Source organism: Pseudanabaena sp. lw0831 (genome assembly GCF_016584665.1).
In the GTDB taxonomy this organism is placed as follows: Bacteria; Cyanobacteriota; Cyanobacteriia; order Pseudanabaenales; family Pseudanabaenaceae; genus Pseudanabaena.
Genome location: NZ_BBJB01000017.1, coordinates 1 through 8,387 on the forward strand (window position 1 = coordinate 1; position 8,387 = coordinate 8,387).

At 43.5% G+C, this 8,387-nt stretch carries 8 protein-coding genes and 1 pseudogene; 3 read left to right on the forward strand and 6 right to left on the reverse strand.

Translation table 11 applies throughout. The features are described 5' to 3' along the window. Positions 1-34 precede the first annotated feature (34 nt). From APA_RS03975 to APA_RS04000, 6 genes and pseudogenes are all read right to left on the reverse strand, one after another. Positions 35-949, reverse strand: a complete 915-nt coding sequence (locus APA_RS03975) for a hypothetical protein (RefSeq protein ID WP_201321025.1) — start codon at positions 947-949, stop codon at positions 35-37. A gap of 139 nt (positions 950-1,088) precedes the next feature. After that, the gene (locus APA_RS03980; RefSeq protein ID WP_201321026.1) at positions 1,089-1,889 is read right to left on the reverse strand and encodes a TlyA family RNA methyltransferase; all 801 of its coding nucleotides are present in this window, start codon (positions 1,887-1,889) and stop codon (positions 1,089-1,091) included. Between the two features lie 116 nt (positions 1,890-2,005). Further along, positions 2,006-2,872: pseudogene (locus APA_RS03985) on the reverse strand (AAA family ATPase); the annotation flags it as partial. A 141-nt stretch (positions 2,873-3,013) separates the two neighbouring features. Beyond that, positions 3,014-3,127, reverse strand: a complete 114-nt coding sequence (locus tag APA_RS03990) for a photosystem II reaction center protein T (protein WP_201321028.1) — start codon at positions 3,125-3,127, stop codon at positions 3,014-3,016. Between the two features lie 6 nt (positions 3,128-3,133). Next, the gene (gene psbB, locus APA_RS03995; protein ID WP_201321029.1) at positions 3,134-4,663 is read right to left on the reverse strand and encodes a photosystem II chlorophyll-binding protein CP47; all 1,530 of its coding nucleotides are present in this window, start codon (positions 4,661-4,663) and stop codon (positions 3,134-3,136) included. A 304-nt stretch (positions 4,664-4,967) separates the two neighbouring features. After that, entirely contained in the window at positions 4,968-6,089 is a 1,122-nt protein-coding gene (locus tag APA_RS04000; protein WP_201321030.1) for a glycerate kinase, read from the reverse strand. Between the two features lie 209 nt (positions 6,090-6,298). Between APA_RS04000 and APA_RS04005 the strand changes: the two genes are divergently transcribed. From APA_RS04005 to APA_RS04015, 3 genes are all read left to right on the forward strand, one after another. Next, entirely contained in the window at positions 6,299-6,703 is a 405-nt protein-coding gene (locus APA_RS04005; protein ID WP_201321031.1) for a hypothetical protein, read from the forward strand. A gap of 107 nt (positions 6,704-6,810) precedes the next feature. Continuing rightward, complete coding sequence (locus APA_RS04010) at positions 6,811-7,410, forward strand: cytochrome b/b6 domain-containing protein (RefSeq protein ID WP_201321032.1); 600 nt, start codon at positions 6,811-6,813, stop codon at positions 7,408-7,410. 61 nt (positions 7,411-7,471) lie between these two features. Beyond that, positions 7,472-8,212 carry a molybdopterin-dependent oxidoreductase gene (locus APA_RS04015; protein ID WP_201321033.1) on the forward strand — a complete coding sequence of 247 codons (741 nt, stop codon included), beginning with the start codon at positions 7,472-7,474 and terminating at the stop codon, positions 8,210-8,212. Positions 8,213-8,387: the final 175 nt, after the last annotated feature.

The window sequence follows — 8,387 nt, forward strand, 5'->3', positions numbered from 1 at the left end:
CGCGCCGCAACTCTATTGGGTTTGATCGTAAAATTTAGGCTTCTGGAGTTTCAGGGGTTGGTGCAGATGTTTGAGGAACAAGTTGCGATCGCTGAGATTCGGAAACTAATCCTGTCAAGATCTCTTTTACTTCTAATTGTTTCTTCGCATTGGTGGAGACATAGCTAACTATAATTACAGAATCACTAAAAGGCACGTCAGCACAGGATTGGGAATAAACATCAATACGGGGAGTCGGTAAATCAGTAGTCGGATTAGATAATAAAGCGGCAGCTCCTGCCATATCATCCATATTTAAGAGCCGAATGAGTTCGTCCCTAGACTCTTCTGTTGCACTGCCAACCCATTTTTTTTCACCATACCATTCATTAGCTTCTTCATTGAATGGTTCACTTGCAGATTTAAAAGGAATGGAAGCAGCCAAGAAACCGACAACTCCCAACTCGATTAACCAGAGCAAATAAGCAAAATTATCTTTGATCGTGATTTTACTACTTCCTCTCCCACTAATGGTGATTCCTTCTTTTGCCGAAATTTTCAAGAAGCCCACGAACCCTGAAGACCCCGTCTCCTGTTGCAAAAATACGTTAATTTGCTCGTTTGCTAGATTCTTATCTTTAACATTATATTCACGCTCCATGATTGTTGCAGTTTCCTGCTGAAAATTCATGTACTGCCCATACATCAGAGACCCATAGGTGACAAGTCCACCCAAAAGCCCCAACCCAAGAGCAGTGATCGGACTCCGAATTTTGCCTTTTTTAACAGCAAATCCCAGTACACTACCTGTAGCAAAGCCCATTGCCAATGGGAATAGAACAATGAAGTAAATAAATTTACCGATAAATGCAGTTGCCCCGCCGATCGCTACACCTGAGACTAAAGAAGAGGCAGCTAATATGGCAACACCCTGTGATGGAGCAATATTGCTAGGTTGGTAATTTCTCATGATTGATAGAAAGCTATAGGTTGTATAGATTTAATCCCGCTATTTTGCCGTAATTTATCAGTTTTGAATAATAAGAAATTTAATGTAAAAACCCAAAATTGTAGCGGTGGGCAAAGCCCACCGCTACAATTTTGGGTTTTTACATTTTGTCTTGAGCAATCTCTAAAATCTCCTCAAAACTAGGCGCAACTATTTCTGATGGTTGATCGCTTAGCCATAGTAAATACTCATGATTACCTGTTCGACCCTGAATACTTGAAGGCGTTAAACCTTGAAAGTGCCAACCGAGACTTTGAGCAGATTGCAAAACTTGCGCGATCGCATCGGCTCTAATTTTTGGTTCGCGTACAATCCCATTTTTGCCAACAAGCCCTTTACCCGCCTCAAATTGCGGCTTGACTAGCAGTAAAGTCTCGCGAGGCGATCGCAACAAATTCCACAACGCTGGCAAAATCTTCGTCAGCGAAATAAACGACAAATCCAACACTGCAAAATCGGGAACGATATCGCCATCAGCATATAAATCATCGGGTTTGAGATGCCTTAAATTAGTGCGCTCGCGCAAAACTACCCGCTCATCGCTGCGAATTCCCCAAGCTACCTGTCCATAGCCGACATCAATGCCATATACCTTCGCAGCTCCCTGTTTGAGCATACAGTCCGTAAACCCGCCTGTCGAGATGCCACCATCAAAGCAAATGCGATCGCGAACATTTATACCAAATGTAGCGATCGCACCAGCCAGCTTTTCACCACCACGGGACACAAAAGGCGACTGTTGCTTCACCAAAATTGCTGCATCGTCTTTGACCTCCGTACCAACCTTGTCAATCACTTGCTGATTGACCTGCACCCAACCAGCCCGAATAAACTTTTGAGCCTGCTCCCTAGATGGTGCAAGCCCTAAATCAACCAATAAAACATCTAAACGTTTTTTCAAACTCTGGTAACCATCAATAATACTTGTGCAAAACAAACTACCCAAACCTGTAGAGTTGCGCCCCTGCGGGGCGCAACTCTACAGGTTTGGCATTAATGAATATTTCCCACAGGCATATATTCTTGGATGAGCTTACGCTGACTGACCCGATCGCCTTCTGCTAACAAGCGATCGCCTGCTTCTTTCAAAGTTCTCAAGTCAAAACTTGGTGGACGAAATTCGGGTAGAGCTTCAGTGCTATTGACTAAACGCAACGACAAGCGATCTAAGCCAATTTCATAGACAAACTTACGCACTTGCTCATCATACAAGCTCGATCGCAGTGAGCCAAAGAAATCAATTGAGCGATCGGGATACATATCTACAAGGCGCTCAATTTCCCATTGGGGAATCCCATCGGGCGCAAAAATGCCACTGACAATCCCAATGCGATCGCTGCGATCGGGCATCCAGAAAAACTTCTCCATCCGTCCATCACGTACTAACGGCGCATACAAAGTCGAAAAATCATTCCCCGTCACAATAATTGGCACACGCCGAATCGGATTGCTGTCATAACTCCCAGGTAACTGTACGTTGGTAGGATTATCGGCAATATTCATCAAAGTCGCATTGACCAACTGAGTATTGACTGTATATTGCGTTGTGCTATCAACCCGTCCCGCCCCCGCATCTAGGTCGTTAATCAAGAGAGCGCACATCTTGCCCCGCACCTTCACCAACTCCGCCGCTTCGCGATAACGCATTCTAATCAACCTTGCAGGATCACCTGCATCGGGGCTTTCCAACTCACCACCTGACATTCTAATTGGCTCAATGCCGAGTCGCTCAAAAGCTAACTCACATTGAAATGATTTCCCCTCACCTTTACCACCATGAATACCCAAAATAAGCGGTACATTTACATTAGGCAGCTTCATGAAGTTCTTAGCAAGATGGACAGCTAATTTATCCAAAAAGCGCGGTGAAATGTAATAAGGCATACAGAATTAATTTTGACGACTAATAGAAATTTACACTACAAGGCTTTGCAAACCCAAAAATAAGAGGGGGTAATTCATAAATTACCCCCTCTTATTTTTGGGTTTGCAAATAAAAAAGCCCGCTTAGGCGGGCTTTTTTATTTACTTCTTATCTTTAGAGCTAGAGGGAACCTTAGGAGGTTCGCGGAAGAAGATTGCAAAGAAGAACAAACCAATCAAACAAGCAAAAATCAAAGTGTAAGTGAGAGCTTCCATGGAATTTTATGCCTCAACAGCGCGTGAAGTTTTGTCGCCAACTTTTTGGAATGCGCCCCATTCAACTTGCTCTTCGCTCATTTCTGGGTCAACACCAGCAAAAACGTCGCGGAACAAGGTACGAGCGCCGTGCCAAATATGACCGAAGAAGAAGAACAACGCAAATACGGCATGACCGAAGGTAAACCAACCACGAGGGCTAGTACGGAACACACCATCAGAATTATTCTTTTCTTGATCGAATTCAAAGATTTCGCCTAGCTGAGCTTGACGAGCATACTTCTTAACCGAAGGAGCATCAGTAAAGGTTTTGCCATTTAACGCGCCGCCAACAAAGGCTACATTCACGCCAGTTTGCTCAACGCTGTACTTAGATTCAGCACGACGGAAAGGAATGTCAGCTCTGACAACACCATCTTTGTCTTGGAGAACTACAGGGAAAGTTTCAAAGAAGTTAGGCAAACGACGAACACTAAGTTCACGACCTTCACCATCTTTGAAAATTGGGTGCCCTTGCCAGCCTTGAGCAACACCATCACCATTGTTCATTGGACCGACGCGGAACAAACCACCTTTAGCAGGGCTGTTACCAACATAGTCATAGAAAGCGAGTTTGTCAGGAATCTTCGACCAAGCTTCTTCAGCACTCAAACCAGAATTCAAGCCGGTTTGGACACGGCGAGAAATTTCTTGTTGGAAAGAGTTGGTATCCCACTGATAGCGAGTAGGACCAAACAATTCGATGGGGGTTGCTGCCGAGCCGTACCACATGGTTCCAGCGACAACGAAAGCAGCGAAAAATACTGCTGCAATACTGCTGGATAGTACGGTTTCGATGTTACCCATACGCAGCGCTTTGTAAAGACGCTCTGGTGGACGCACGGTCAGGTGGAATAGTCCAGCAACGATGCCAACAATACCCGCAGCAATATGGTGAGCAACGATACCGCCAGGATTGAAGGGGTTAAATCCGTTGGGTCCCCATTCGGGTGCAACAGGACCAACATGTCCAGTCAAGCCATAAGCATCAGAGATCCACATACCAGGTCCAAATAAACCTGTTTGGTGGAATGCACCGAAACCAAAGCAGAGTAAGCCAGACAAAAATAGATGAATACCGAACATTTTAGGTAAGTCCAAAGCTGGCTCACCTGTGCGAGGATCTCTAAACAGTTCGAGATCCCAGTTTACCCAATGCCAGATAGCAGCAAGGAAGAGTAAACCAGAGAGGATGATGTGCGCTAGAGCTACACCTTCAAAAGACCAAAAACCAGGGTCAGCTACTTGTTCGCCAGTGATTGTCCAGCCGCTCCAAGAGTTGGTAATGCCAAGACGGGTCATAAAAGGCATTACGAACATACCTTGCCGCCACATGGGGTTGAGGACAGCGTCACTGGGGTCAAAAATTGCTAGCTCATAAAGCGCCATCGAGCCTGCCCACCCTGCTACGAGAGCAGTGTGCATCAGGTGCGTGGCAATCAGTCTTCCTGGATCGTTCAGGAGAACTGTATGCACTCGATACCAGGGTAATCCCATTGCAAATGTTCCTTAAATCTATGTAGTGAGTAAGATCTTAACGATTCTTAATTTTAATTTATGATAAATGATTCTGACTTAGGTAATTACTCAAATACTTAAAGTAATCTGAACAAATACCCGCCTCAGAAATGGCAAACCAGTATGGTTATTTTATTTGTATCAACATAATAAACTATTCCCTCCGATTGATTGCGATAAAACGCAAAAACTAAGGGCGATGCAAAGCATCACCCTTAGTTTTTGGAGTATAGCCACTTGAAATATCCAGAGTATTTTTTAAAAGGCTTGGTAAGCAAGCCTTTTAAAAAATACTCTGGTTTCCTTTTGCTTGCAAAAGGCTGTAAATATTTGTTGGTAAGTGCGATCGCGATATTTCGACAACCAAATCCGCGTATGAGCCACCGTTTTCTCGATTAATCATGCGGGGCATAAACAATTCAGGGTGTAGCGCTTTCCAAAAATATTCGACAAATTGGGTGATTTCTTGATCATTCATGCCTGATTTGCCAGCCGCAATGAGTTTATGTTCTGCTTCGATTCGCCATTCCAGACTGTACTTGTAATCTTCAGGCACAAGCACAATTAGACTATCTAAGTATTCCCAGAGTGGCAGGTAATTATAGAGATTGGCGTTACATTCGTGGGCAAATTCAAGATCGCCTTCTGACAAAATTGGCGGCACAAAATTACGAAGTGCCGAAATTGGTAGAGGGCACATCCCCACAAACCAGCCCTCAAACAAAACGATATCTGCTGCATGAGAAATTTCAGGCTCGGTGCGATCGCCTGCACCATTATGCAGAGATTTATCAAAACGAGGAATCTCGATTAGTTGTGAGTTGCCTAAATGACGATCGCGCAGTTGCTGCAAAACCTGAATCCCTAGGTCTACATCGTGGGTACTAGGTGGCCCTCGCCAAATAAAATCGGGATGCCGATCGCGTAATTTTTGGCGTTCAGCATAGGTTTTATATAGATCGTCAAGAGAAATACTCAGAAAAGTTTTGCCAAGATGTCCCAACAGGATATTAAGGACAATTCCTAAGGTGGTTTTGCCAGTACCTTGTCCACCTAATAAGCCTTGGATAAAGGTTCTGCCAATTTTTTCTTGCTGGCTAGCTAGGCTTTGAGCAAGGGGTAGCCAATAATGCCAAAGCAAAGGGAGTACTGCCGATGGTGGATCAATTTGGATATTGTGAATGGCTAAAACCTGTGAAATTTTTGGATAAACCGATCTTAGAAGCTGCGATCGCTGATCAACTATTTCGTTAAATGTGTTTAAGTCCAAAGCACCTATATCTAATGCACAAAAATAATCACTATTATTTCTTGATTCATCCATTAATAGATCGTAATCTGAGCTAGATAGGCGATCGCCTCGAATTATTAGTTCAAAAATTCTTATAGGTATACTTTTAATCATTTCCTTACACAATGAGGCTTTTGCATGATTTAGCCCATTAGTCAGCTATAAAAATTACAAATTTACAAAAATTAAGTTATTAATTAACAATTATTTAACCTAGAATAATCTCGTGAGTAATTATACGCAGGCTCCTCCACAAAAACTACATATATTTACTTGCTTACAAATTAGTTAGATCCATTACTAAACAGAAAAAAATTACAACTATGAACTTGAAAGCTCTCTTGATCGTTGCCAGTCTTGGTTTGTCTGCTGGGCTAGTTTCTTGTGCTACCGAAACCCCAGCGCCTAAAGCTACTCCAGCCACGACATCGGCTCCATCTGCTACCCCTGCTAAAGATAAGGCTGATGCTCCTAAGACCGACTCAATGGCTAAGCCTGATGCTAAGCCTGCTGATGCAATGAAATCTGATAAGCCTGCTGACAAAGATAAGGCTGGTGATGCAATGGCTAAGCCTGATGCGATGAAGTCTGACAAGCCTGCTGATGCAATGAAGTCTGACAAGCCTGCTGATGCAATGAAGTCTGACAAACCTGCTGATGCAATGAAGTCTGATAAGCCTGCTGACTCTATGGCTAAGCCTGCTGAGGAAACCAAAAAGCCTCAGTAGTATTTACTGAAAAAAGAGGTGACGCAAAACGTCACCTCTTTTTTTTTGCAAATTGAGATTTAGAGACGTTCGGCTAAGATCTAAGCAAAAGTTAATTAGGAGTGGTCATGCGATCGCCGACTCAAAATATCAATCACAAGCTCTATCAAGATTTTCCAGCTAAAGTTTTTCATTGGGTAAGTCTTGTCAGTTTATTTTTGATGATCACGAGCGGACTACAAATCTATAATGCCAACCCAGTATTTGGTGGACGCAGCGGTATTCATATGCCGCCAATTTTGGGATTAGGTGGGTGGCTAGCAGGTGGCAGGCATTGGCACTTTGCGACAATGTGGATCTTTGCGTTGAACTTGTTGTGGTACGGAATTTATGTCTTACTGACACGACGTTGGCGACATCGATACATGAGTGGTAAAGATATAAAAGCATTGGTTGTTAGTCAAAATGAGAAGCGCAAAAATTATGCTTGGCATCGGTTGGTTTACACCTTGCTGATACCGATTTTGTTGTTATCAATTTTTTCGGGACTTGGAATGTACAAGCCTGCTCAGTTTTATTGGATTGTTGATAGTTTTGGTGGCTGGGAGCCTCTGCGAATCACGCACTTTATGGCAGTGCCAATTACGCTGATCCTAGGTGGTATTCATTCACAGTTAGGTCGAAAAGTGGGTGGAGATCGCCTACTTGATTCAATGTTTTGGGAATAAGTACCTTTGCGGCTTTTATAGCAAAGGCAGCGCGAAGCGCCGCTTTTGCTATATTTAAGTTATGTCACAAGAACCTGAACAACAACCAAACTCAGAGCTTGAGTTTGATAATACTGATTTAGTGCCCCGCCGCCGCTTTTTAACTCTGGCAGGTGCAGGTTTACTTACGATTGGCTTTGGTAGCCTTGCTGAAGGTTTGGTGGGAAGTCTGTCGGAGCCATTAAACCAGCAGGTTGAGTCATTAATTTTTAAACCGCAGCAGCCAGTACCAGAATTTCCAATTAGTGCGATCGAACCAGAGAAATTAATTATTAATAGTTTTCGTGGTACGCCAGCGATTAACCCTCTCACTTATCGCCTCACTATTGACGGTGAAGTAAACAATCCCTTGAGTCTGAGTATGGGAGATCTCCAAAAATCTCCATTTACAAGCATGATTATCCGTCATGTATGCGTTGAGGGCTGGGCAGCGATCGTGCAATGGGGAGGAGTTCGACTACGAGATTTAATTGCGATCGCGCAGCCATCTGCTCAAGTCAAGTATGTATATTTTTATTCGGCGGATGGCTATTACGAAAGCTGGGATATTGACTCGGTGATGCATCCTCAAACCCTGATGGCATATCAAAAGAATGGGCAAGCTCTCACACCAGAATTTGGTGCGCCTCTACGTCTAGCCTCACCTGTCAAACTTGGATATAAGCTCAGTAAATGGGTAACCAGAATTCAGCTTACGAGTGTGCCTGGCAAAAAACGCGGCTATTGGGAAGATCTTGGTTACGAATGGTATGCGGGGCTATAACATCAAATAAGGTGTGACGCAAAGCGTCACACCTTATTTGATTAACTTTTGTTACGATTCTTGTGTTATGTTCAAAAGCAAGGATGTGTAAACGTTGCAATTTTCATCCTAATTTTAAAATTCGGATTAAGTAGGGCTTGCTGAAAAAGTCTACAGAGCGAATTTAAAGGCAATA

Excerpts from the sequence above, each read along its gene's own strand:
- APA_RS03975 (WP_201321025.1), bottom strand. The coding sequence starts at position 949 with ATGAGAAATTACCAACCTAGCAATATTGCTCCATCACAGGGTGTTGCC.
- APA_RS03990 (WP_201321028.1), bottom strand. The coding sequence starts at position 3,127 with ATGGAAGCTCTCACTTACACTTTGATTTTTGCTTGTTTGATTGGTTTG.
- psbB (WP_201321029.1), bottom strand. The coding sequence starts at position 4,663 with ATGGGATTACCCTGGTATCGAGTGCATACAGTTCTCCTGAACGATCCA.
- APA_RS04000 (WP_201321030.1), bottom strand. The coding sequence starts at position 6,089 with ATGATTAAAAGTATACCTATAAGAATTTTTGAACTAATAATTCGAGGC.
- APA_RS04005 (WP_201321031.1), top strand. The coding sequence starts at position 6,299 with ATGAACTTGAAAGCTCTCTTGATCGTTGCCAGTCTTGGTTTGTCTGCT.
- APA_RS04010 (WP_201321032.1), top strand. The coding sequence starts at position 6,811 with ATGCGATCGCCGACTCAAAATATCAATCACAAGCTCTATCAAGATTTT.
- APA_RS04015 (WP_201321033.1), top strand. The coding sequence starts at position 7,472 with ATGTCACAAGAACCTGAACAACAACCAAACTCAGAGCTTGAGTTTGAT.